At 72.1% G+C, this 22,791-nt stretch carries 18 protein-coding genes and 1 riboswitch; of the genes, 9 read left to right on the forward strand and 9 right to left on the reverse strand.

Annotated features, from left to right (window positions below; translation table 11 throughout):
• Positions 1-9: 9 nt before the first annotated feature.
• Positions 10-206: riboswitch (cobalamin riboswitch) on the forward strand.
• Positions 207-534: 328 nt separating this feature from the next.
• From ACFXGI_RS05160 to ACFXGI_RS05180, 5 genes are read left to right on the forward strand one after another with little or no spacing between them, the layout of a single operon-like run.
• Positions 535-2,034, forward strand: coding sequence for a CoA-acylating methylmalonate-semialdehyde dehydrogenase (locus ACFXGI_RS05160; RefSeq protein ID WP_384703495.1), 1,500 nt, complete (start codon positions 535-537; stop codon positions 2,032-2,034).
• Positions 2,035-2,039: 5 nt separating this feature from the next.
• On the forward strand, positions 2,040-3,188 hold the full coding sequence (locus ACFXGI_RS05165; RefSeq protein WP_384703498.1) for an acyl-CoA dehydrogenase family protein: 1,149 nt from the start codon (positions 2,040-2,042) through the stop codon (positions 3,186-3,188).
• A complete protein-coding gene (locus ACFXGI_RS05170; RefSeq protein ID WP_384703501.1) occupies positions 3,188-4,273 on the forward strand; it encodes an enoyl-CoA hydratase/isomerase family protein in 1,086 nt (361 codons plus the stop codon). The genes ACFXGI_RS05165 and ACFXGI_RS05170 overlap by 1 nt, the downstream gene beginning before the upstream one ends.
• Positions 4,270-5,175, forward strand: coding sequence for a 3-hydroxyisobutyrate dehydrogenase (gene mmsB, locus ACFXGI_RS05175; protein ID WP_384703504.1), 906 nt, complete (start codon positions 4,270-4,272; stop codon positions 5,173-5,175). Before ACFXGI_RS05170 ends, mmsB begins: the two co-directional genes overlap by 4 nt.
• On the forward strand, positions 5,172-5,987 hold the full coding sequence (locus ACFXGI_RS05180) for an enoyl-CoA hydratase (RefSeq protein WP_384703507.1): 816 nt from the start codon (positions 5,172-5,174) through the stop codon (positions 5,985-5,987). Before mmsB ends, ACFXGI_RS05180 begins: the two co-directional genes overlap by 4 nt.
• A 100-nt stretch (positions 5,988-6,087) precedes the next feature.
• Here the strand turns inward: ACFXGI_RS05180 and ACFXGI_RS05185 are convergent, their stop codons facing one another.
• From ACFXGI_RS05185 to ACFXGI_RS05195, 3 genes are all read right to left on the reverse strand, one after another.
• Complete coding sequence (locus ACFXGI_RS05185; protein WP_384703510.1) at positions 6,088-8,988, reverse strand: ATP-binding protein; 2,901 nt, start codon at positions 8,986-8,988, stop codon at positions 6,088-6,090.
• A 190-nt stretch (positions 8,989-9,178) separates the two neighbouring features.
• Positions 9,179-10,540, reverse strand: a complete 1,362-nt coding sequence (locus tag ACFXGI_RS05190) for a cytochrome P450 (RefSeq protein WP_384703513.1) — start codon at positions 10,538-10,540, stop codon at positions 9,179-9,181.
• A gap of 22 nt (positions 10,541-10,562) precedes the next feature.
• Positions 10,563-11,600: a terpene synthase family protein gene (locus ACFXGI_RS05195; RefSeq protein ID WP_384703516.1), complete on the reverse strand. Its 1,038-nt coding sequence runs from the start codon at positions 11,598-11,600 to the stop codon at positions 10,563-10,565.
• Between the two features lie 523 nt (positions 11,601-12,123).
• On the opposite strand from ACFXGI_RS05195, the gene ACFXGI_RS05200 reads away from it, so the two are divergent.
• Positions 12,124-12,588, forward strand: coding sequence for a hypothetical protein (locus ACFXGI_RS05200; RefSeq protein ID WP_384703519.1), 465 nt, complete (start codon positions 12,124-12,126; stop codon positions 12,586-12,588).
• A 146-nt stretch (positions 12,589-12,734) separates the two neighbouring features.
• On the opposite strand, the gene ACFXGI_RS05205 is transcribed toward ACFXGI_RS05200, so the two are convergent.
• The 5 genes from ACFXGI_RS05205 to ACFXGI_RS05225 all read right to left on the reverse strand — a co-directional run bounded on the left by ACFXGI_RS05205 (position 12,735) and on the right by ACFXGI_RS05225 (position 17,465).
• Positions 12,735-13,595, reverse strand: a complete 861-nt coding sequence (locus ACFXGI_RS05205) for a hypothetical protein (RefSeq protein ID WP_384703522.1) — start codon at positions 13,593-13,595, stop codon at positions 12,735-12,737.
• Positions 13,596-13,649: 54 nt separating this feature from the next.
• Entirely contained in the window at positions 13,650-14,051 is a 402-nt protein-coding gene (locus tag ACFXGI_RS05210) for a hypothetical protein (RefSeq protein WP_384703525.1), read from the reverse strand.
• A 47-nt stretch (positions 14,052-14,098) separates the two neighbouring features.
• Positions 14,099-14,827, reverse strand: a complete 729-nt coding sequence (locus ACFXGI_RS05215) for a hypothetical protein (protein ID WP_384703528.1) — start codon at positions 14,825-14,827, stop codon at positions 14,099-14,101.
• Positions 14,802-16,571 (reverse strand): PQQ-binding-like beta-propeller repeat protein, encoded by a 1,770-nt coding sequence (locus tag ACFXGI_RS05220; protein ID WP_384703531.1) that lies wholly within the window; start codon positions 16,569-16,571, stop codon positions 14,802-14,804. Before ACFXGI_RS05220 ends, ACFXGI_RS05215 begins: the two co-directional genes overlap by 26 nt.
• 84 nt (positions 16,572-16,655) lie before the next feature.
• Entirely contained in the window at positions 16,656-17,465 is an 810-nt protein-coding gene (locus tag ACFXGI_RS05225; RefSeq protein WP_384703534.1) for a dienelactone hydrolase family protein, read from the reverse strand.
• A gap of 305 nt (positions 17,466-17,770) precedes the next feature.
• On the opposite strand from ACFXGI_RS05225, the gene ACFXGI_RS05230 reads away from it, so the two are divergent.
• The 3 genes from ACFXGI_RS05230 to ACFXGI_RS05240 are packed head-to-tail and all read left to right on the forward strand — an operon-like array spanning position 17,771 to position 21,850.
• Entirely contained in the window at positions 17,771-19,255 is a 1,485-nt protein-coding gene (locus ACFXGI_RS05230) for a hypothetical protein (protein WP_384703537.1), read from the forward strand.
• 38 nt (positions 19,256-19,293) lie between these two features.
• Complete coding sequence (locus ACFXGI_RS05235) at positions 19,294-20,790, forward strand: hypothetical protein (RefSeq protein ID WP_384703540.1); 1,497 nt, start codon at positions 19,294-19,296, stop codon at positions 20,788-20,790.
• Positions 20,791-20,803: 13 nt separating this feature from the next.
• A complete protein-coding gene (locus ACFXGI_RS05240; protein WP_384703543.1) occupies positions 20,804-21,850 on the forward strand; it encodes a beta-ketoacyl-ACP synthase 3 in 1,047 nt (348 codons plus the stop codon).
• A 31-nt stretch (positions 21,851-21,881) separates the two neighbouring features.
• Here the strand turns inward: ACFXGI_RS05240 and ACFXGI_RS05245 are convergent, their stop codons facing one another.
• Complete coding sequence (locus ACFXGI_RS05245; protein ID WP_384703546.1) at positions 21,882-22,664, reverse strand: lysophospholipid acyltransferase family protein; 783 nt, start codon at positions 22,662-22,664, stop codon at positions 21,882-21,884.
• Between the last annotated feature and the right edge of the window lie 127 nt (positions 22,665-22,791).

Below are 22,791 nucleotides of genomic sequence, written 5' to 3' on the forward strand. Positions count from 1 at the left end.
TGGACTTACTAGGACGTCCAACTATATGTTCGTGACCAAGCCCGCGGTGCAGGGAAGCCGGTGTGAATCCGGCGCGGTCCCGCCACTGTGACCGGGAAGCGTGCTGTCCAGCAGGTCAGGCCACTGACGGAGAGATCCGTCGGGAAGGCCGGGCGGCGCGCGATGATCCGGGAGTCAGGATACCGGCCGTGGGGTGTTCCGTGTTGTCCACGAGGATGGAGAAGACACGCATGGCACCGGTACGTGACCACGGCCCTGGTGATCCGGCGGAGTTCGCGAAGCACGCGGCCCTGACCGCGCGTTCGTAGCTCACCGAAGGCATCCGCACCCGCGCCTGCACCCGCTTCCCGCAAGCGCATCCCCCTCCGCGTCCGCAGCCGCGTCGGCACCCGCAATCCGCAATCCGCAATCCGCCGCGCGCCTGCCGCCTTCGCTGTCCCGCGGCTGCCCGACGGCGGCGCGCACCACGACCGGTGCCGCCGCGCGGGCCTGCCGCGCCCTCCTCGGATCTCACCTGACGAGAGCAGGCTTCCCATGGTCCGTGAACTCACCCACTTCATCGGCGGAAAGCACACCACCGGGACCTCCGGTCTCCACGCCGACGTGTACGACCCCAACACAGGAGCCGTCCAGGCCAGGGTCCCGCTGGCCGGACGCGCCGACACCGAGGCGGCCATCGCCAACGCCGAGGAGGCGCAGGCGGAATGGGGCCAGTGGAACCCGCAGCGACGCGCCCGTGTCATGCTGCGCTTCCTCCAGCTCGTCGAAGGCGAACGCGAGGCACTGGCCCGGCTGCTGTCCGCCGAGCACGGCAAGACCGTCGCCGACGCCCACGGCGATCTCCAACGCGGCCTGGAGGTGGTCGAGTTCGCCGCCGGTATCCCGCACCTCCTCAAGGGCGACTTCACCGACAACGCCGGCACCGGCATCGACGTGCACTCCCTGCGCTCCCCGCTCGGCGTCGTCGCCGGGATCACCCCCTTCAACTTCCCCGCGATGATCCCGCTGTGGAAGGCCGCGCCCGCCCTTGCCTGCGGAAACGCCTTCGTCCTCAAGCCCTCCGAGCGGGATCCGTCCGTACCGCTGCGCCTCGCCGAGCTGTTCCTGGAGGCCGGCCTGCCCCCGGGCGTGCTCAACGTGGTCAACGGCGGCAAGGAGGCCGTCGACACCCTCCTGGAGGACCCCCGCGTCCAGGCCCTCGGCTTCGTGGGCTCCACCCCGATCGCCGCGCACATCTACGCCACCGCCGCCGCCCACGGCAAGCGTGCCCAGTGCTTCGGAGGCGCCAAGAACCACATGATCGTGATGCCGGACGCCGACCTCGACCAGGCCGCGGACGCCCTCATCGGCGCCGGCTACGGCTCGGCCGGCGAGCGCTGCATGGCGATCTCCGTCGCCGTCCCCGTGGGGGAGGAGACCGCGGACGCGCTGGTGGCCAAGTTGAAGGAGCGCATCGCCGCCCTGCGCATCGGCGCCTCCGACGACCCGGACGCCGACTTCGGTCCCCTGGTCAGCCGGGACGCCCTCGACCGGGTCAACCGCTACGTCGGCATCGGCGCCACCGAGGGCGCCGAACTCCTCGTGGACGGACGCGGGTTCACACTCCCCGGGCACGAGAACGGGTTCTTCGCCGGAGCCTCCCTCTTCGACCGGGTGACCCCGCAGATGCGGATCTACCGTGAGGAGATCTTCGGCCCGGTGCTGTGCGTCGTACGGGCCGCCGACTACGAGGAGGCCCTGCGGCTGCCCAGCGAGCACCCGTACGGCAACGGCGTGGCCATCTTCACCCGCGACGGGGACACCGCCCGCGACTTCACCCGACGCGTCAACACCGGCATGGTCGGGGTCAACGTCCCCATCCCGGTCCCCGTCGCCTACCACACCTTCGGCGGCTGGAAGAAGTCCGGGTTCGGCGATCTGGGCCAGCACGGCCCGGACGCCGTCCGCTTCTACACCCGCACCAAGACCGTCACCTCGCGCTGGCCCTCAGGGGTCAAGGAGGGCGCGAGCTTCACCATCCCGACGATGGCGTGACCGCCGTGACCACGACCCTGCTCACCAAGGACCAGCTCGCCCTGGCCGAGGTCACCCTCGACTTCGCCCAGGAGCAGCTGGCCCCGCACTCCCTCGCCTGGGACCGGGACAAGCACTTCCCCGTCGACGTGCTGCGCCGCGCGGCCGGCCTCGGCCTCGCCGGGCTCTACGTACGCGAGGAGTCCGGCGGCTCCGGCCTCAGCCGCACCGACGGCGTCCTCGTCCTGGAGGTGCTGGCCACGGGCTGCCCCTCCATCGCGGGCTACCTCTCCATCCACAACATGGTCGCCTGGATGATCGACCGGTACGGGGACCAGGACCAGCGGGCCCGCCTGCTGCCCGGCCTCTGCGCCGCCGAGACCCTGGGCAGCTACTGCCTGACCGAGCCCGGGGCGGGCTCCGACGCGGCCGCCCTGCGCACCCGCGCCGAGCGGGACGGCGACGGCCACTACGTACTGACCGGCGTCAAGCAGTTCATCTCCGGGGCCGGCGCCGCCGACGTGTACGTCGTCATGGCCCGCACCGGCGGGGACGGCCCGGCCGGGATCTCCGCCTTCCTCGTCGAACGCGGCGACCCCGGGCTCTCGTTCGGCCCGAACGAACGCAAGATGGGCTGGAACGCCCAGCCCACGCGGCAGGTCGTCCTCGACGGGGTGCGGATCCCCGCCGACCGGCGACTGGGAGCCGAGGGCGAAGGCTTCCGCATCGCCATGAACGGCCTCAACGGCGGCCGCCTCGGCATCGCGGCCTGCTCCCTCGGCGGTGCGCAGAGCGCCCTGGACCGCAGCCTCACCCACCTCGCCGACCGGGAGGCGTTCGGCGGACGGCTGCTCGACGCGCAGGCGCTGCAGTTCCGGCTGGCCGACATGGCCACCGAGCTCACCGCAGCCCGCGCCCTGGTCCGTACGGCCGCCGGGGCACTGGACCGGGGCGATCCGCAGGCGCCCCAGCTCTGTGCCATGGCCAAGCGGTTCGCGACCGACACCGGCTTCACCGTCGCGGACCGGGCCCTGCAACTCCACGGCGGATACGGCTATTTGAGCGAGTACGGCATCGAGAAGATCGTCCGCGATCTCCGGGTGCACCAGATCCTGGAAGGAACCAACGAGATCATGCGCGTCATCGTCGCCCGCGGCCTGACGGAGAACCTGTGATGGCGGCCACGGCGGAAGAGGACCAGCACGTCCTGGTCCGCGTCGAGGGCCACTGCGGCCACCTGACCCTGAACCGGCCCAGAGCCCTCAACGCCCTCAGCCACCCCATGGTGCTGCGCATCGAAGAGACGCTCGCAGCCTGGGAGGAGGACCCCTCCGTACGGACGGTCGTGATCTCCGGAGCCGGAGAACGCGGCCTCTGCGCGGGCGGGGACATCCGTTCCATCCACGCGGACGCCCGCGCGGGAGGCACGGCCTCGGCCGAGTTCTGGCGCGACGAGTACCGGCTCAACGCCCGGATCGCCCGCTACCCCAAGCCGTACGTCGCCCTCATGGACGGGATCGTGATGGGCGGCGGGGTCGGGATCTCGGCCCACGGCACGGTACGGATCGTCACCGAGCGGTCCCGGGTCGCGATGCCGGAGACGGGCATCGGCTTCGTCCCCGACGTCGGCGGCACCTACCTGCTGGCCCTGGCCCCCGGGGAGCTGGGCACCCATCTGGCCCTGACGGGCGCCCCCGTCGGCGCCGCCGACGCCCTGCTCTGCGGCCTCGCCGACCACTTCGTACCGGCCGACCGGCAGGGCCGGCTGGTGGCGGACCTCGCCCAGGCCCCCGTACGCGACGCCCTGGCCCCGCATGTCGCCGAGGCACCGCCCGGCCGGCTGGCCGCCCAGCGCGAATGGATCGACCACTGCTACGCGGCCGACACCGTGGAGGAGATCCTGTCCCGCCTCCTCGCGAGCGGCGAACCGGAGGCCAAGGAGGCCGCCGACACCCTGGCCGCCAAGTCCCCGACCGCGCTGAAGGTCACCCTGGCCGCCCTGCGCCGTGCCCGCGGACTCGGGCCGCTGGAAAGGGTGCTGGAGCAGGAGTACCGCGTCTCGTGCGCTGCGCTGAGCTCACCCGACCTCGTCGAGGGCATCCGCGCGCAGGTCATCGACAAGGACCGCGATCCGCACTGGTCGCCCGGCACCCTCGCCGAGGTGTCCGAGGCGGACGTGGCACGGTACTTCGCCCCGCTCGACGCGGACCGCGAACTGCGGCTCGCGCCCGTCGACTCCCCTCAGGAGGTGCCCTGGTGACCACGGTCATCGCTTTCATCGGCCTCGGCCACATGGGCGGCCCGATGGCCGCCAACCTCGCCGCCGCCGGACACCGGGTGCTCGGCCACGACCTCGTCCCCGCCTCCCTGGCCCAGGCCGCGGCGGCGGGCGTGGAGGCGGCGGAATCCGCCCCCGCGGCGGCAGCCGAGGCGGACGTGGTGATCACCATGCTGCCCGCGGGACGCCATGTTCTCGCCCTCTACCGGGACGAGGGGCTGCTCGCCGCCGCGAAGCCCGGCACCCTCTTCGTCGACTGCTCCACCATCGACGTCGCCGACGCCCGCGCTGCCCACGAGGCGGCGGCCGAGGCCGGCCACCGGGCCCTCGACGCACCCGTCTCCGGCGGCGTCATGGGCGCCGAGGCCGCCACCCTCACCTTCATGGCCGGCGGGGGAGAGGCGGAGTTCGCCCAGGCCGAACCGCTGCTGTCCGCGATGGGGAAGAAGAGCGTGCACTGCGGAGGTGCGGGCGCCGGGCAGGCCGCGAAGATCTGCAACAACATGATCCTCGGCATCTCCATGATCGCCGTCAGCGAGGCCTTCGTCCTCGGCGAGAGCCTCGGCCTCTCCCACCAGGCCCTGTACGACGTGGCCTCCACCGCGTCCGGGCAGTGCTGGGCGCTCACCACCAACTGCCCCGTCCCCGGCCCGGTCCCGGCCAGCCCCGCCAACCGGGGGTACCGCCCCGGATTCGCCGCGCCCCTCATGGCCAAGGACCTGGGCCTTGCGGCCAACGCCCTGCGCGCGGGCGGGATCGACACCGGACTCGGCCTGCGTGCCGCCGAGATGTACGCCGCCTTCGCCGAAGGCACCGGAGCGGAAAAGGACTTCTCCGGCATCGTCAACGCTCTGCGCGGCGCCGCCGCGGCACAGAACGGATGAGCCCCGTGACCGACACCGACACCGACACCGACACCGACACCCCGTACGAGACGATCCTCGTCGAGCGCAAGGGCCGTACCGCCCTCCTCACCCTCAACCGGCCGGGGGCCCTCAACGCGCTCAACCTCCACGTCATGAACGAGGTCGTGGCCGCCGCCGAGGCGCTGGACCGGGACCCGGAGATCGGCTGCATCGTCCTCACCGGTTCCGCGAAGGCCTTCGCGGCCGGTGCGGACATCAAGGAGATGCAGCCGCAGGGGTACATGGACATGTACCTCAGCGACTGGTTCACGGCCTGGGACCGCCTGGGCGACCTGCGCACCCCCACGGTGGCGGCCGTCTCCGGCTACGCCCTCGGCGGCGGCTGTGAGCTGGCCATGCTCTGCGACATCCTGCTGGCCGCCGACACCGCCGTCTTCGGGCAGCCCGAGATCAAGCTCGGGGTGATCCCCGGCATCGGCGGCTCCCAGCGGCTGACCCGCGCCGTCGGCAAGGCCAAGGCGATGGAACTCTGCCTGACCGGGCGGACCATGGACGCCGCCGAGGCCGAACGGGCCGGCCTGGTCTCCCGTGTCGTCCCGGCGGGCGAGCTGCTCGCCGAGGCCCTCACCGTCGCCGAGACGGTGGCCGCCATGTCCGCCCCCGTCGCCATGATGGCCAAGGAGGCCGTGAACCGGGCCTTCGAGACCACCCTGGCCGAGGGGGTCCGCTTCGAACGCCGCCTCTTCCATGCCGTGTTCGCCACCGCCGACCAGAAGGAGGGCATGAGCGCCTTCGTGGACAAGCGCGCCGCGGACTTCACCCACCGCTGACCGGACTGCGATCCGCCCCTCTCCCGGCCGGCAGAGGGGCGGATCGCAGGGTCATGCGAGCGTGCGGAGCGACCGCGGTCGTGCTCGGACCGTCAGACCGTCAGTTCCGCAGGGCTCTGCGCAGGCCGAGGCGGTCGGTACCGAGCTTGGTGAAGACCGCCGAGAGGAGTTCGGAGACCGCCTGCGGGTTGCTGTGCATCTGCGCCGCGATCGCCGTGTTGTCCAGACCGAGCGCGGCGTGCTCGGCCGCCGCGCTCTCGGCCACCGTCAGCGTGTCCTGTTCGAAGGTGTGCAGCCGGCGGGGGCGCAGGCCCGCCGACACCAGCTGGGAGCGGGCGCGGCGCGCGAGGCCGTCGGCGCCGCAGGCAGCGGCGGTCTCCATGCCCCGGTAGAGCTGCTGCGCCGCCCGGTGCGGGTCACCCAGGGTGTGCAGGGCCGTGCCGTGGTCGACGAGCGCCTGGGCCAGCTCGCAGGCGGCCGGGGACTGTTCGAGGTGCCCCACCGCCTCCTGCAGCAGGACGGCCGCGTGCGCGGGATCCGTGGCCGCCGCCGACACGCGCAGGGCGTGGCCGATCACGCTGGACGTGCCGAACGCCCGCGCCCGGGCCACCGCTTCGGCCGCCGTGGCACGTGCCTGGTCGGGCGCGCGGGACACCTGCGCCAGCGCCAGGTCCAGTTGCCACGGACTCCACGACGGATTGCGGGTGCCGCGCAGATCCAGCCGCTTGCCCGCCGCGGCCAGGTGCTGCATCGCCTCGTCGATCCGGCCCTGGGCCAGCAGCAGCTTGCCCCACACGGCCTGGGGGTCGGGATAGACGACCGCGGCCGGGAAGCCCTCGCCCAGTTTGTAGGTGTGGGCGACCCGCAGCGCCTCCTCGGTGTTCCCGCGCGCGAGCAGCGTCTCGACGAGCGTGCCGATCGCGTACCACTGTGCCGGGATGCCCTGCCCGACACGGTCGGCGATCTGCAGGCCGTTGCGTACGAAGTCCTCGGCCTCGGCGAGCCGTCCGCGCCGGTAGCGGACGTAGCCGAGCAGGGTGTACACGAACGACAGGTGTGCGCCGCGCCAGCCCTTGGCCTCGAACTCTACGATGCCGGTGTTGAACAGGTCCTCGGCGCGGCCGGGCTGATCGCAGTACATGAGCGTGACCGCGATGACCGACGGCACTTCGAACCCGAAGTCCTGGTCGGTCCAGCTCATCCCGCCGTCCAGCGCCTGTTCCGCGTACTCCAGCGCCGTCGTGGCGGGCTCGCCGCGCATGGCGGCGTCCCAGGCCCGCAGGCCCAGGATGTGCCGCTCGGCCAGACCGCGGCCGGTGATCCGCTTGGCGAACTGGGCGAGGAGCCGGGACCGGGCGGGCGAGTTCTCCTCGTCGACCCGGACCGAGTTCCACTTGAACTGCTCGGCCTGCATGCGCAGCCGCGTACGGGAGCTGGTGGCCCGTTTGGCCTCCTCCTGGAGCAGCCCGGCGGCCTCCGCCAGCTGACCTGTGTGGGCGAGGGCCTGGGCCAGCCGGTACGTGATCGCCTCCCGCAGGCCCTGTTCGGCCTTGGGCTCCTCCAGCGCGGCCCTGAGCTGGTTGATCGTGGTCGCGGGATCGTGCAGGAGGTTCGCGGAACCGAGCTCGAACAGCACCTCGGCCCGGTCCTCCACGTCCGGAGGCTCGCGCAGCGCCCGGGCCAGATAGCGGCGTGCGGCGTCGGGCGCGCCCGCGGAGAAACTGTCGCGCGCCGCCTGGCGCAGCTGCTGTACGACCCAGGGGTCGCCGTCGGGGTGCATCTCCAGCAGGTGCCGGGCGGCGGCCGCGGCTCCCTGCCCGTCGTCCACCAGGGCCTGCGCGGCCATGCCGTGCATCGCGACGCGCACACCGGGCGGGATCGACCGGTACACGGCGGTGGCGACGAGCGGGTGGAAGAACTCGACGACCTCCTTGCGGCGCAGGCCGGTGAGGACGGTCAGGATGCGTGCGGCACGCAGCTTGTTGATGGCGTCGGCGACCTGTGCGTCCCCCAGCGCCGCCACGCTTCCGACGATGCCGGTCGGGACGGCGGTGCCGAGGACCGCGGCGGCCCAGGCGAGCCGGACGATGGACGGACCGAGCTGTTCGAGGCGGTCGATCAGACCGCTGCCCTTGACGGCGGAGGCCAGGTCGCGCAGCTCGGGGATGCTGTCCTGGTGCGGCTTCAGCTCGCGGTCGCGCCCCTTCATGGCCAGTTCGACGACCTCGAAGGGGTTTCCGCCGGTGATCGCCCAGCACTCGCGGCAGAACACGTCGTCCGCGCTCTGGCCGAGGGCGTCCCGCACTATGCGCGCCACCGCGCTGGTGGTGAGGGGAGCGAGCTCGTGCGGACGGGTCCCCTGGCGCCCCATCAGGGCACGCAGCGCACCGGCGCCGGCGGGGATCTCGTCCGGGCGGCAGGCCACGATGATCAGCATGGCGAGTTCCTCGGCCCGCGCCGCGAACGCGGTCAGCCAGGCCAGGGACTCGGCGTCCGCCCAGTGGGCGTCGTCGAGGATGAGGACGACGGGCGCGCTGCGCACCGTCAGGTGGGTGACGACCCAGTCCAGGCCGTCGCGCACACCCTGGGGGTCCGGTGCCGTCGGGCCTTCCGAGGCGGCGGTCAGCCCGAGCGCCGGGGCGACGATGCTGTACCAGGTGCCGAGTACGTCACGCCGTTCGTCCTCGGTCATGGCGGCGAAGGCCGGCTGGATGAGCTGGCGCATCACGTGGAACGGCACCTGTTTTTCCTGCTCGCCGCCGCGGGCGAACAGTACGGTGCACGAGCGCTCGGCCGCGTGCCGGCGGGCCTCTCCCAGCAGGGTGGTCTTGCCGATGCCGCCCGATCCCGCGAAGGTCAGGACACCTCCGCGGCGTGCGGTCGGACCGTTCTCCGAGGTCCCGCACAGCTCGTCCACCGCCCGGTGGATCGCGCGAATCTCGGATTCCCGTTCGAGCAGCGGCTGGGTCGCCCACCCTCGCGGTTCCGTGACATGTGACATTCTTGCCCCCTCCAGCGCGTGCGGCCGAGTGTACGACCCCGCGGACGGGAACTTGCTGCTTAAGCACATTATTGCGGGATCACGTCACCCGTAAGGGGACAACGCTGTATCCTCATCTGCCTTTACGCGGCCCGTGGCGGCGCGCGATCGCTGAACTCGCCTTGAATGGAATCGAATCGATCGGATTCCGTCAATGGCGTGAAACAGGGATCATCGGAAGCTCGCTGGGCTGGGGCATTCCCGCGGGGAGTTCCCGCACCGTCACCCCCGGAGCGGGTACCAGCCGCCATCGCGACGCCACCGTCGCGAGGGCGGTCAGGATCTCCGCCACGGCGAACGTGTCCCCGATGCACTTGTGCTGGCCGGCGCTGAACGGGATGTACCGGTGCGCGCGCGGCTGCTCGTCCGGCTTCTCCTCCCACCGGTCCGGATCGAACACGGTCGGATCGCGGAACAGCGCGGGGTCGCGGTGCAACGCGTACGGGCTGTAGGCCAGTTCCGCGCCGGCCGGGATCGAGACACCGCCCAGTGTGAGGGGCACCAGTGCCCGCCGGGTGAACAGCAGCGGCGAGTGGAGGCGCAGCGCCTCCTGGAATATGTGGTTGGCGTACGGCAGCTGGGCGATGTCGGACGGGCGGACGCGGCGCGTGCCCACGACCGCGTCGACTTCCTCGTGGAGCCGCTTCTCCACCTCGGGGTGACGGCCGACCTCGTGGAACACCCAGGACAGCGTGGTCGCCGAGGTCTCCGTACCGGAGAACAGGATGGCGATGACCTCGTCCCGCACCTGCTCCGGGCTCATCGTCGCGCCCGTCTCCGGGTCGACGCTCGACAGCAGCAGGGACAGGAGGTCGTGGCGGTCGTCCGCCCCGGCCTCCTCGGCGCCGTACTGCGCGATCACCTGGTCGATGATCCCTCGCAGGCGGGCGGCCGCCGCGTCGAAGCGCCGGTTCAGCGGGATGGGCAGCCGGTCCAGGGACTTGGGCATGACCGCCCGCAGCAGCATCCCCTCCAGGACGATCGGCAGCGAGCGGTGCACCTCGGCGATGGCGGGGCGGCTCAGGTCCCCCGAGAAGATCATCTCGGCCACCGAGGACAGCGCGTACCGCCGTGCCTCGGTGACCATCGAGATCTCCCGGCCCGCCGTCCACGACGCGGTCATCTCCTCCGCCGCCCGGCTCATGACCTCGGCGTACTCGGCGATGTGGCTCCGGTGGAAAGCCGGCTGGATCATCCGGCGCTGCTTGCGGTGGAACTCGCCGTCCGTCGTGACGAGGCCGTTGCCGAACATCGGCCGCAGCCGGTCGAAGACCCGGCCGCGCCCGAACTTCTGCGCCTGCTGGACCAGTACGGCGTGGACGTGGTCCGGGCTCGTCAGTACGTGCACGGGCCAGGTTCCGATGTCGAGCCGCACGATGTCGCCGTGCTCGCGCAGCGATTCGAGGAAGCCGATCGGCCGGCGCCACAGGGGGATGGCGTGCCCCAGGAGCGGTAACCGCCCCGGAGCCGCCGGTGCGTGGACCGCAGGGCCGAGTTGTTCCGTACGGGCCATGGGTCGACTCCCTGTCATGCCGTCATGCCACCGAAACGAGGTCCGGGCGGGTGTACGCGGACTCCAGCCCGGCCGCGAACCGTTCGTCGCTGTACCGTGTGCACTCGTAACGCTGCCACAGATCGGCGCCGATCATCCAGTCTTCGTAACTGCGCACGCACCGAGTGACCCCCGCCCTCATCGCGGGGTCCATCTCCCCCTGGGAGTCCATGACTTGAAACAGTCGTCGTTCCGCCGTCACGTAGTCCTCTATGCGGACCTGGATGCGGGCCTCGACCGACCGGACCGCGTCCGGAAGCGAACATCCTTCCCAGGAGGCAATGAGGGACACCAGGTTGTTGTTGTCCCCGCAGGCGTGCTCCTTCGGCAGGGAGAACACGTCGTTGCCCCACGAGATGATGTCCACGGCGCTCTCCACGACCGCCTGGAATGCGGGGAGGTCGTGGATGTGCTGAGGCAGGTCGATTCCCAGTCCGGCCTCCACCATGTCCATCATCGGCAGCAGTTGGGAACTGTGCCGGCGCATGAGCACGTAGTCCTGGACCGAAGGGCGCCTGACCGCGCCGCGATTGCCCGCCTCCTGGTCCAACGAGTGCAGCATCTGGGGTACATGCGTTCGGTATCGGGCCGCCGTACCCGCGGACATGCCGTCCAGGATCCGGTCGCACAGCTCGATGAATCCCTTCACCAGTGGATTGCGGCGCGATGTCGACCTTGATGTCCGGCCCGTGTCCAGGTACTCGGTGATGGCATCGGTGACGGGCCGCCAGGCGGCAAGTTCACCCGTCCTGATGAGGTGGTCGTGCTGATCGTCCAGGACGAACGACCAGGCCATCCACTCGGCGAGCAGCACGATGGTCTCGTACGGCACCTCACCGCTCACGCGGCCCGCGAGGTGCCCGCAGCCGATCGCGGTGAACTGCTCGGCGGCATCGGTGACGAGCTCGTGGCCCAGCGCCCATGACGTGGCCTCGGCGTTGGCCCGTGCGGCCAGTGGATGCTTGGAGTTCCCGAACGGAAGATGAAAATCAGGAACAAGGAATGGGTCGAGCCGGGCCATTGATCCCCCCACGGAAGAGTCGGATTCGCCGATACCCGCTCAATGTACGATCGTCATGGCACGTGCAATTTCAAGAGCACCCCGCTGCTGCGGCGTCGTTACGTCTGCACACGCCGCAGCTGACGGAAAGAACCGGTCGGGAACCGACCAGAACCCATCCGCGCACGACTACATCAGGCCACTCGTGAAGTAATTAACCCTCAGGGCGCGGCGCACTGTCAATGTAGAAATTGCGGAGATACTGCATTGTCCCTGCTATTGGGCAGGGAATATCCCTTTAGGATGTGCGTGCGGCATAGTCGCAGACATTCGGAAGTGATTCCTCCGGATAAGTCCGTCCTCATGGGCGTCTTCCGGCCACTCACGGGACCGCTGGAACGGGCGTCTGCCAACTCGACCGACCGTGGCGCCTGTTGAAGATGGGGCGGCCGTGCCGTCCTGCGGTGGCCGAAGAGCGCCGTGGAGGTACGAGGCCCTCCCTACACTTCCGAGAGGACGCGGCCGTCCGGGGAGGGCGGGGAACATGATCGAGCAGCATGCGGCGGACTCGGGCGACGGCCAGGAGGCCGATGTCCTGGGCTCCTACCTGGAAGTCCTGCGGGCGCGCCTGACCGGCGAGCGGTTCGAGGTGCTCATCCGCGCCGTCCAGACCACCTGTGCACTGCTCGCCGAGGGCCGGGAAGCCGTCCTCGAAGTGCCGGGAGAGACCGATCTCGTCCCCGATCTGCAGTGCGAGTACCTGTCCCTGATGGCCGTGATGATCACGGGCCACCTGGATCACCGCCTCGTCGAACTGTCCGCCCCCGACGGCGGCAAGGGCTGGGCGGTCGTGGACAACACCGGCCCCCGCCAGGAACCCGCGCTCGCGGCGTCCGTGTCCCCGCCCCCGTCCCCGTGCGAGGCCGCGGAGCGGGCGTGGATCGACCGGGAGCTCGACGGCATCGCACGCGCCACGCAAGACCCGGGCAGCGGGAGCGCACGGGGCTGATGCCACACGGAAGCCCCCCGGCTCGGAAGGCCGGGGGCTTCGCGCGAGGATCTCGGAGCCGTTCCCCGTGTAGTCCGGGTCCAGCTTCACCCTGAACACCCAGGTCACGTCCGCCCCGGGGGCGAGGGTGGGCAGCGGACGGCAGGTCACCGTACGGCCGGAGGAGGGCGTACTCGAAGGTCGCTCCCGTCCCCGCTGTACGAGGGGTCCACCCGCACGGTCAGGACGTATCCGGTGAAGTCGCCGGCCTTCAAGAGGCTGGTGCGCTTGCACGAGACCAAGTGCCCCGAGACGGTGCAGCCCGTCGGCGAGGAGGTCACGTACGCCAGCCCGTCGGGCTTGCGAGCGTGGTGGTCCTCCGTGCCGGTCTCCAGGCACGGGGGCCCGCCGCCCGGGCCCGTCGTGCCGGGCCTGTTGGCGTTGTCGGCGAGGTCGGGGTCGAAGGTCGCGGAGGTGACACGGGCGATGTTGTCGATCGGGACGCACGTGTGCCCGCTGTCGCCGCCCCGGTCGGCTCCGTCCCTTCCGTCCTTGCCCGCACCCTTGTCCTTCGCCTTGACGGTGATCCGGAATTCCGCCTTCGCACCGGCTTCCAGGCGCTCCCGCGGCGGGCACACCACCAGCCGGTCCTCGCCCTCGGGCACCGCGCAGTCGTCGGGTGAGGAGAGCAGGGTGAGGGAGGGCGGCAGCAAGTCGCCGACCTGCACCGTCCGTTCCGTGGCCGGCCCGTGGTTGTGCGCGGTGATCAGGTACACGAACTTCTCGCCCGGCCTGACGGCCTGACGGCCTTGCGCCCGGCCGCGAGCAGCGCGGTCTTCTCCAGGGACAGATCGGCGATGCGCGCGCTGGGCGGGATGTCCAGGCCCGTCAAGGGAGGTCTTGTCGTTCGCCTGGTCGGGGTCGGCCGTCTGCGCACCGACGACCGGCTCGTTGACGATGTCCGATCCGTCGCCGCGGTACCCGGCCGCGAGCCGGACGGCGATCACCCAGGTGTGCGAGCGGTTCACCGGCAGGACCGCCGGCGTCCCGCAGGTCACGGTCAGGCCCGAGGCGGTGCACCGTCACGGGAGGAGAGGAATTTCGAGGGAGGACGGCAGGTGGTCGGTGACCGTCACCTGCCGGGCGTCGGACGGGCCGTCGTTGGTGACCGTCACGGCGTGGTCGAAGGTCTCCCGTACGGCCGCGCCCGCGGTCTCGCCCCTGCCGCGTGCGGCGGGACCGGCCGGGTGCGGCGTCCCGGAGACGGAGGGATCAGCGCCCTCTTCCTCGCCGGCCGGTTCCGTCGCGGCGACCGAGGGTCCCCACGGGCGGCACGGATGCCGAAGCGGGTGGCGAGGCCGGTGTCGAAGCGGGTACCGAGGCGGAGGCCGAGGCCGGTGCGGGCTCCGGCGGCCGCGCCTCGTCGGCGCCGCCGAGTGCCATCGCCGCAGCGGGTGCCAGGGCCACGAGCCCGCTCGCGACACCGAAGCAGAACAACGTCAGCGTGCACGGACGCATCAGTCTCCCCGATTCAACCTGTTGGCTCTCCCGACAAGCGCACCGTGCTCAGGATCCTCATGATCAGCTCGTCGCTGACCGCGCCGGGCACGCCCGTCCTGCCGTAGAGGTCCCAGGCGACGAAGTCACCCTTGGAGTTCTTGAAGCCGAAGGCGATGGCCCGGCCCTCGCCGGCGCACTTGCCGGTCCGCCTGGAGCCCTTCGAGTGCGCCTTGACGTAGCTGCCCCTGACCCCGGACCTGGTGGTGTACTCCACCGGCTCGTCCCACGTGACCGCGTCCTTGTCCGGCTGGGTGTACGCGCCGTAGACCCAAGCCGCCGCCGTCTTCCGCGCGACCTCGTCGGTGCTCTTGGCGCCGTCGCCGCCCTTGGTGCCCGTACCGGCGAGCGCGAAGTCCTCGATCCTGCCGTCGCCGTCCGAGTCGACGCTGCACCACGTGTACTTGTAGAAGGCGGGAGCCGTGTGCCCGACGACCGGCTTGTCGGGGACGACGTGGTCCGAGAAGCCGCTGAACACATCGGAGGACATGACCTCCCAGCCGGGCGGGACGTCGAACGCGGTGCCGTGCAGGGGGTTGACCACGGTCTTCCACCCCGCCGAGCCCGAGGCGGGCGGCCCTGCCTCGCCGCCGTCGTCGCTCAGGACGACGACTGCGGCGACCGCGGCGGTGACGGCGACGGCCGTCGCCGCGCACACGGCCACGACGCCGCGCCTGTCACCGGCCGAAGGAAAGGATCGCATGGCTCACCTCCGTCGGCTTCGGGCTGTACACCCGGCCGTTGAGCAGGAACAACCGGCCGCCCGCCCAGGCCACGCGCGCCAAGCCGGGGTAGAAGACGGACTCGGCGCCCTTGGCGGCGTCCGGGCTCGCCAGGACCACCTGCGGATCGCCGCCGCTCGCCACCGGGAGGGCCGCGACCGCACCCGCCACTCCGGCGCCGGAGTGGACGTAGACGAGCAGCTTGCCGTTCTCGACGGCCAGCGGCCACATGGCGCGGCCCTTGGGCGCGGCCGCATGCCACTTCTCGGCGCCGTTGTTCAGATCGACCGCGACGACCTCGTCCGTGGTGTCGATGCCGAGGTCCCGACCGGGTTTGCCCGCCGCGATGTAGAGCGTGTCGGCATCGGTGACGGCGCCGACGCAGCCGTGCAGATCGCCGGTGCCGTCGCCCCAGCCGTTGCACCGGCCGGGGACGCCGAACCCGGACTCCGTCTGCGAGCGGATCTTGCCGTCGGAGGTGAAGGCGGTGATGTTCCAGATCTTCCGGTCGGAGTGGTAGGCGGCCACGACCAGCGGGTCCACCGAGTAGATCCGGCCGAGGTTCCAGCCCTTTTCGTACTGGTAGTTCCACTTGGGCGCGCCCGTCGCCGGGTCGGCCTCCTCGATCATGGCCCGGGGCTTGCCGGCGGCGTCGTCCGGGTCGGGGCAGCTCCGTACGTTGAACAACCTGGCGCCGCCGCCGCCGCCACCGACGGCCGCCGGATAGCAGGCACCCGTCTTCGACGTGCCGAAGAGCTTTCGGCCGTCGGTGACGGAGAAGCCGCTCACGACCGCCGATCGGGCGACCGAGACGGTGTCCCCGGCGATCGCCAGGCGGAACTCCACGGCGAGGTCATAGGAGTTCTCCTGGGGCACCTCGACCTTCCAGCCCGCCTTGCCCGTGGTCAGGTCGATCTGCTGGAGGTGCGTACAGCGGGCACCCTCGCTGTCGCTCGACATGAGTCCGACGACCAGCTTTCCGTTCGCGGACGGGGCCGGCGCGACGGCGCACGTCCGACTCTCCAGCGCGACCTTCCACTTCTCCCGGCCATCGGTCACCCCATACGCGGTGATCTCCTTGAACATCGCCTTGACCACCACGTCGCCCACCCGCCACGGACCGTACTGGGAGGCCCCCGAACCGGGCAGTTCGGTCCTGTTCTCGCTCAGCCAGACCGGAGCCTCGCCCGGCTTGATGCCGGAGTTGAGGTCGTACTCGTCCGGGCCGCCGCCCGCGCCCTTGCCGTCGCCCCGGTCGACCGAGGGGGAGCCGGAGGGCACGGCCGGATCCGTACTCCCGGCCCCGGCCGCCGGCTTGTCCCGGCCTACCCCCACCAGGGCGTACGCGCCGCCGCCGATCACCAGCAGACCCGCGGCCAGCGCCGCGACCAGCACGGCGGGCCGGCCCCGGAAGGGGCTCCCGCCCGCCCTGCCCGGAGCCGGAGGCAACGGGCCCCCGGAACCGGGCTGTCGGCCCGGAGCCCCGTGGACACCGGGCGGCAGGGGAGGCAGGCGCGGCGGAGGCGGCGGAGGCGGCAAGGGGACGGGCGGGGGCGACGGCTGCGCGTACGGGTTGCCGGGCACGGGTCCGGAACCGGGGGGCGCCGCCTGGTAGTCGGAGCCGTAGCCGGGTTGAACGGCGGGCGGCGGGGTGGGGCCTGACGCCTGCCCCGCGGGCCACCGCTGTTCAGGGTCGGGCAGTTCGTCGAGGTCGCGACCGGTCATGGTGCAAGTGTTGCCGGTGGGGCGACCCGGCTGGAACACATTTCTGGACGAAAGACTGTCCGCCCGGCCGCCCTCCGACTGACGTCAGCCGTCCAGTCGTTCGTGGAGGAAGGCGGTGACCTCCGCGCGGGCCTTCAAGGCCGGGTGGTCCTGCGGGCTTTCGCGGACCTCCAAGGTCAGCACCGCATGGGCCTGGCGGCCGAATCCGTCGCCGTTGCCGGGGGCCGAGCCGAGCCGGATGACCTTGAAGGCTTCCCCGAGACGGGAGCTCAGGGTGGCGAATCGTTCCTCCGGGGCCATCCAGTCCTCGCTGAAGCGAAGCCCCATCACACAGAGGCCGTTGTTCCGGGTGCGCTCGACGACGCGCCGCAGTTCGTCCTCGGAGACACCCGCGTCCGCGCGCCGGGCGGCGGTCAGCGCGATCGGGGCCGAAGGCTGGCTCATCACGGGGGCCAGAACGACCTCGTCCACCGCGGCGGCCAGGGCGAAACCGCCCGTGAAACAGAGGCCGATGACACCGACCCCCGCGGCGGGCGTACGGGCCGCGAGGTCGCGGGCAAGGGCCCTGAGGTAGTCGGCGACGGGCCGCCGGGCGTTCGTGGCGAAGGCCCGGAACTCCGCGGAGACGCAGACACGGGCCAGTACGGCCGCCGTCCGGGCGACGGACAGGGGCTTGCCCGGCGTGCCGAACAGCGAGGGCATCACGACGGTGAACCCCTCGTCCACCAGGTGTTCGGCGAGCCCGAGCACCTCGGGCGTGATGCCGGGCAGCTCCGGAAGGAGCACCACGCCCGGCCCTTCGCCCTTCTCGAAGCAGTCGTACGTGAGCCCCTCGGCGGAGAACGGACCCCGGCGCCAGCCGGCGAGGGTGGAAGTCGGTGCGGTGCCTGTCATTGTCCCTGCTCTCGGTCGGGTCCCGGCGTCGGCAGCCGACTGTACGCCGCGTGCGTCAACAGCGAGGGGGCGAGGTCATCCTCCCGGAGCCGTCCCACCCCGTCGGGTGAGCGGGGCGCCCGCCGGATCCGCCAAGGCCCGTGAGCACTGGTCCGGGAAGGGCCCCGGGACCGGTTCCGGGCGGGGCGGAGCCGGTGAAGGGAGCTCCGGCCGCGCGGAAAGGATCACGTTCGATGCCACGATTCCCCCGCACACAGCGGGCAGGCAAGGCTGCGAAGCCGTTCACAGGGATGAGAGGTACGAAAGTGGCGCCTCAGGTGGTCGACGAAACGGCTCAGCGTCTCCCCGGCCGGAGGGAACCGGGCGCCGACGCCCCCGGCACGCCCCCGGCCGCGCCCGGTTCCGTACGCGTACCGGCCCCCACCGCACCCGAACCGGCCCCGGAGCGCGTCGACGCCGAACTCCTGATCGCCGCCTCGGTCCTGCTCGCCGACGCGGCGCTCACGGCCAAGCAGTCCGGCGCGGAGCTCACCGGCGCGATGTTCAGCCGGCGGTTCGGGCTGGAGGCGCTGCGGCGCCCCGGCTGGGCCCTCGGCACGGCCGTCTCCTGCGCCCGGGCGCTGACCGGATCCGGCGGGCTCGGCTTCGGGGCGAACGGCGGTGTGGCCGGTGAACTCCTGCGCATGGCGGGCAACATGACCTACCGCCGGCCCGCCAAGGTGGCCATGGCGGTGGACGCCTTCGCCCTGCGGATCAAGGCGGCCGCGGTCGACCACCCCAGCCTCGACGCCCCGGCCGCCCGCCGACTCACCGACGCGATGGTGGCCGGGAACCGGCTGGAGGCGGCGCGGGCCATGTACGCGCTGATCGAACTGCTCGGCGTGACGCGCGCGCTGACCACGGTGAGCCCCGTGATCATGGAGCTGCTGGCCCTGCTCGGCATGCTCGACGAGAATCCGGTCAACGACGACTTCTCGTGGGTGACGCTCGCCGGGGGCGTGCCGACCACCGACCCGATCCTCGGACTGCCCAGCTCGGTACTCAAGTTCCTCAACCCCGGGCCCGGCCGCGCCGAGCGCACCGATCCGGACCCGATTCTCGCCAAGGTGCTCGCCGGCTCCCGCAACGACATCGTCAGCTACGTGGGCGACATCGGGGCCCTGGGCAACCACGGCCTCGTGCTGCTGCGCCGCGTCGAGTGCGCCGACGGCGCCGTACGGTACGTACTCCTGCTGCCCGGCACCAGCTTCGGCCTGCTCAGCAACAGCACTCCGCAGGACCTGGTCGGCGCGTTCGACGGGCTGCTGCGCACCGACACGACGTACACGCGCGCCGCGAAGAAGCTGCTGCGGCGGGCCGGGGTGCCCACCGGCTCGGAGCTCATGATCGTCGGACACAGCCTGGGCGGCATGACCGCGATGAACCTCGCGTCCGACGTGGAGGTCTGCGCCGCCTACCGGGTCACCCACGTGATCGCGATCGGCTCTCCGATCGACGGCAAGCGGCCCGCCGACCACACCACCCGGGTGATCAGCCTCGTCAACAAGCACGACGTGATCCCGGGACTGGACGGGCGCGGACCGGCCTCGCCCCACGACCTTCCCGAGAGCTGGGTCGAACTGGCCTGGCTGGACGAGTCGTACGACTACCCGCTGTCGCACGCCCCGCAGGCGTACTCCGACGCGCTGCGCGGGGAGTTCAGGCACTACCGGGACCAGGTCAACAAGCTGATCGGCGAGTACGACGGTGAAGTCGTCGGCAATCAGCCCTACATGCTGCGCGACAAGTGACCTCACGTGACCCAAGGGACCACAAGGGAGACCGACCGATGACCACTGCCGACAGCCCGGCCACCGCGGCGCGACGTCCCGCGACGGCCTGGCCCCTGGAGAACGCCGTGTTCAGCGCGGCCATGGTCGCCCAGCGCGTGCCCTGGGTGGACGCCCCGGCCCGCGCCCTGGGGCTGGACATGCTGACCCGGGACGGGGTGACGCGCGGGCTGCTGGCGTTCCTGCGGCGCACCCGCTCGGGCCGACCGGTACAACTGCGCACCCCGTTCGGGCCGTTCCTCCTGCCGCTGGCCGCCGCCGACGCCGCGGGCCTGCTCGCGGCGGCGGACGAGGCGGGGGCCCTCGCGCCCGCGGTCGGCCTCACGGCCGGTGGGCAGCGGTACGGCCTGTCGCCGCACGTGCCGCTGCCCCGCGACGCGGCCGTGCCGGCCGCGGAGCTCGGCGCCCTGCCGGCCGAGGACGTGGACCGGGTGATCGCGGCCCGCCGCGGGGACGGCACGCTGGAGTGGGCCGACTGGGAGCGCGGCATGGTGCGGCTGAGCCGGCGCGTGGTGGTCGGAGCCGCGGCGGTCGAGGACACGCTGCTCGGCGAGGTGCTCGCGGGCGCGACGGCGGCCGTCGGCAGCAGATCGTACGAGGGCCGGGCCGAAGCCCTGCGGCGCCGGCTGGCGCCGTACCTGGCCGACCCGGACCCCGCCTCGCTGACGGGCCGGCTCCTGGCCCACGGCTCCGGGCGCGGGGAAAGCGGTCCGGACGCCGCGGGCCCCGCCGTCGCGCACGCGCTCGCGCTGGTGTCCCGGGCCGCCGCCGAGACCGTGCTCCAGGCGCTGGCCCTGCTCGCCGTGGGCGCCGCGGCGACCCCGGAAGCGGCCGTCGCCGAAGCCCTGCGCCGCTGGCCTCCGGTGGCCGCGGCCGTGTACCCCGTACGCGCGGACTTCGTCTGGCAGGACCTGGCGGTCGAAGCGGGCACCGAGATCCTGCGCGTGCCCGGCTGGCTGCGCGGTCTGGACGGCGAGGACCACACGGACCGGGCGCCGGCCGGCACTTCGGCCGCGGCGGGGAGCTCGGGGACGCCGCCGCTGTGCGCGGCCCCGACCGGGTGCGCGGCGACGCGGTTCGCCGCGCTCGTGGCCGAGCACATCGTGCGCGCCGTCACCGAGACGGTGCGCCCGCTGTTGATCGCCCCGCAGTTCACCGCGGACCGGCTGCCGGACACGCTCGACCCGAAGACGCTGGTGGTGGCGCTGGAGGACCTCACCGCCCGGCCGGCCGGCGGCCGGGGGACCGTCACCCTGCCGACGGCGGTGCCCGTCTCGGCCTTCGGCTACGCCCCGGCGGCGTACGGGGCCCTGGCTCACGCCAGCGCCGACCGGCTGGAGCGGCACGCGGAGAGCCTCGCCGCCTGCGCCGGGAACAGCGGCTGGAACACCGACGAGGAGGGCGAGCGGTTCCGCATGGTCCTGCTGGACCACGCCGAGCGGTGCGCCACGGCCGCCGACGGCGTACGGCGGGCAGCGAAGCGGCTGACGGACTGAGGCGGACGGATCCATGCGCACTTCGGCACCCTCACCGTCGGGACCCGGCCGCACCGCCGTCCTCGCCGGGCTCGGCGCGTACGTGCCCCCGCGCGTCCTCACCAACGCCGAGCTGTGCGGCGGGCGGCCCCTCGGCGACGAGTGGATCCGCGCCCGCATCGGTGTGGCGAACCGGCGGATCGCGGACGGGGAGGCCACCGTCGACCTGGCGGTACGAGCGGGCCGGCACGCGCTGACGGCGGCCGGGACGTCCGAGGTCGACGCGGTCGTCCTGGTCACCACGTCCCCGGACCGGCTCGTTCCGGCCGGGGCCCCGGAGGTGGCGGCGCGGCTGGGTCTGGGCACGGTACCCGCGTTCGACATGGCATCGGGCTGCAGCGGGTTCCTGTACGGCCTGGGCGTGACGTCCTCGATGATCACGGCCGGGTCCTTCGACCGTGTCCTGCTGGTCGCCTCGGACGTGTTCACCGCGTTCCTCGACCCGCAGGACTGGCTGATGGCGGCCATCTTCGGAGACGGGGCCGGAGCGGTGGTGCTGCGCGCGGGCGAGGCGGGCACCCCCGGTGCCTTCGGGCCGTTCGACCTGGGCAGCGACGGCGCGGGGGCGGATCTGCTGGAGGTCCCCGGTGGCGGCACACGGGCCAGGAAGCGGCAGCGGGCCGCTCCGGAAGCGGTGTTCTCGCCGTACTTCCGGATGGACGGGCCCACCGTACTCAAGCAGGCCGTCGTCGGGATGTGCGACTCCGTGACGCGGGCGGCCCAGCGGGCCGGGTGGCGGCTCGGCGACCTCGACCTGGTGGTCGCCCACCAGGCCAACCAGCGGATCCTGGACGGGCTCACCGCCGAACTGGGCCTGGCGCCCGAGCAGGTGCTGTCACACATCGAGGCGTACGGGAACACCGGGGCGGCCTCGGTTCCCGTACTGCTGGCCCAGGCGGCCGCCGCCGGGACGCTCGAGCCGGGCCTGCGGGTGGCGCTCACCGCGTACGGCGCGGGGCTGGCCTGGGGGTCGACCACCCTGGTCTGGCCCGGCGTACGGGCGGTGGCCGAGGGCGGGTGAGCCGCCCCCGGCCCGGGGCGCTGCGGGCGGCCTACCAGAACGGCGTGTCGCGCCTGCGCCGCTCCCGGTCCACCAGGGCCTGTACGGCGGCGTGCGACTCGGCGCACAGCAGCCGGGCCGCGGCCGCTCGGGCGGCGTAGGACTCGGGGCGCGGCGGCGCGGGGATCGGCTCGCCGATCGTGACGAGCCACTTCGCGGGGAGCGGGAAGAGCGTGGTGATCGGGAAGTAGGGGAGGCCGAAGAGGCGCGCCAGGGCCGGGACCTGGCCGATGCGGGGGCAGGCCTCCTCGGCCCCGATGACGGACACCGGGACGACGGGGGCGCCCGCCCGCACGGCCGTGACCGCGAATCCGTGGCTGAAGGGCCGGAGCTGATAGCGCTTGCGGAAGGGCTTTTCCAGACCGGAAAGCCCCTCGGGGAACACCCCGACGAGTTCCCCGGCGGTCAGGTGTTCCATTCCCAGGGTCGGTTCGAGAGGAATGGCACCCTTCTTCCGGGCATAGGAACCGAGGACCGGAAATCGGAAGACGAGCGGCGCGGCGGGAACGTGCAGGGGCCGTTGCAGGCTGCGCGAGAACACCTTCTGGAGAACGAATCCGTCGAGTCCCCACGCGCCCGAATGGTTGGCGACGACCACCGCGGGGCCTTCGGCCGGGATGTTCTCCACCCCGGCCACTTCGAGCCGGAAGTAGTCGTCGACGAGCCAGTCCAGGAAGCGGTCCCAGGCATCCTCGCCTGCGTCACCGAGCAGCCGTTGCACGTTCCTGAGCTCGGCTCCGGCGACCTCGATCACATCGGTCATGCTTTCCGACACGAATGATCCCCACTCTCGCATTTCGAATCATCAACAAGCGCGGCGGGGACGGGTTTTGAGTAAATTCCCTGCCGTGGTACCTATTTGAGCACGAGAAGGCCCTGCCCTCGCCGTCAACTGCCACCGC

Source organism: Streptomyces sp. NPDC059355 (assembly GCF_042752335.1).
In the GTDB taxonomy this organism is placed as follows: domain Bacteria; phylum Actinomycetota; class Actinomycetes; order Streptomycetales; family Streptomycetaceae; genus Streptomyces.